This window comes from Paraburkholderia phymatum (genome assembly GCF_038900715.1).
GTDB classification, from domain to species: Bacteria; Pseudomonadota; Gammaproteobacteria; order Burkholderiales; family Burkholderiaceae; genus Paraburkholderia; species Paraburkholderia phymatum_A.
The window spans coordinates 1-1,618 of the sequence record NZ_JAYMRZ010000068.1 but is presented as its reverse complement, the minus strand read 5'-3'; the positions used below and the strand labels follow the sequence as shown (position 1 = coordinate 1,618).

The 1,618-nt window shown below is 64.4% G+C and carries 1 protein-coding gene; it reads right to left on the bottom strand.

Going from position 1 to position 1,618, the window contains the following annotated elements; all coding sequences use genetic code 11:
• Positions 1–99 precede the first annotated feature (99 nt).
• Positions 100–1,515, bottom strand: coding sequence for an ISNCY family transposase (locus tag VSR68_RS42395; RefSeq protein ID WP_342945363.1), 1,416 nt, complete (start codon positions 1,513–1,515; stop codon positions 100–102).
• Positions 1,516–1,618 lie beyond the last annotated feature (103 nt).

Sequence of the window (1,618 nt, the reverse complement as noted above, 5' to 3'; positions counted from 1 at the left end):
TGTCGAGGCTTTTTTGAAATGTCGGGGTTGTGGCTAATTAGAAATGTCGGGGTTGAGGTCGGTTTTGGGTCCGGGTGTGGGTTGGTTTTGGACTCCTTCCTATCTCTCGAGGGCGGTTTTTAGCACCGAGCCTGCCGGGTTCCGGTGTGTCCCCCTTACCGCTGCATTCCAGTCCTCGAGCGTCACTTCGCGCGGCTTCATCGTGCCGGGCGGCCGCGCTTTCGGGCGCACCGGTTCACCGCGGTTCGTGCGCGACGGCGAACCGGATATCCGGCGATTGTCGCGCTGCGCCTGCAGCGCCTGGGCGACCTGCAGCGCATGTCCCAGCCGCTTGTGTTCGACCACGGCGCCCTGGTCGATTTCGGCGAGCTCATCGAACGCGACACAGGCCAGCGCGACGCCACCGGCACGCAGTTCAATGCGTCCGTCCGGATACTCCCACACGTCGATGTAGCGGCCGATCAGCCGGCGGGTGGCCGGCGTATCGTCGAGCAGCCAGATCATGAGGTCATTCAGCACGGTCAGCGATTCCGACACCTTGCGCACCACCCGCCACGTCAGGATCGTGTCGAGATTCTCGTCCGCGCGTAGCGGCCGGTGCGCGTCGAACGTGCTCCGCGGTGGCTTCGCAAAGCGCGCGTTGTAGGCGGCCATGAAGGCGGGCGCCCAGGCATTCGCCGCTTCCATGGTCTGGATGCCGTGCAGCCGCAGCTCCTTCACGAGCCGGTCCTGCAGCGTCAGGTTGGCGCGCTCCACGCGCCCCTTGGCGGGGCTCGAGTTCGCGCAGAAGGTGTCGATATTCAGCTCGTACATCGCCCGGCCAAACTGCGTGATGCCGCGCGCGCCGGTGCGGCTGTACGTTGGCCGGAATACGCTGGCACGGTCGCTGTAGAACGCCACCGGCTTGCCATGGCGTTCGATGTACGCCCGCGTCGCCTCGAAGTAGCTGAACGTCGATTCCGTCGCCGTGAAGTGCAGCGTCATCAGGCGGCTGGTCGCATCGTCGACATACACCAGCAGCGTGCAGGCCGGTGCCCGCTGCTCGAACCAGTGATGGTCACTGCCGTCGATCTGCACCAGTTCGCCCAGGCACGCGCGTCGGGCCCGCGGCTGGTGAATCTTCGGCGGGCGCTGCTTGCGCGGCACCCACAGGCCGGCATCGCGCATCCAGCGTCGCACGGTCTCCTTGGCCAGCCGCACACCGTGGCACTCGTACAGCTTCTCGCACGCCAGCGTCGGACCAAAGTCGGCATAGCGCTCACGCACGAGCGCCATGGTCCGCGCACGCAGATCGATGGGCAGTTCACGATTGCTCGGCTTGCCACGCTTGCCCGACACCAGTCCGGCTGGACCATCGGCCTCATAACGCCGGCACAGCCGGCTGATCTGCCGCTCACAAAGATCCAGCCGCTCGGCTGCCTGAAAGCAGCGCAGGCGGCCTTCAATGACTGCCTCGATGACCTTGACTCGTTCCAGTTCGCGCATGCTCGCCGTGATCAGACCACGCCCATTCATGATTCACCCCCGGGTCAACGCATCGCGACAGCGTGAGCCTAAGGGGGCAAAAATCGGACATTTCTAATTAGCCTGAATCGGACATTACTAAAAAGCTTCTACA

Bases quoted from the DNA above. Each gene is read 5' to 3' on its own strand.
- VSR68_RS42395 (WP_342945363.1), bottom strand. From the start codon at position 1,515: ATGAATGGGCGTGGTCTGATCACGGCGAGCATGCGCGAACTGGAACGA.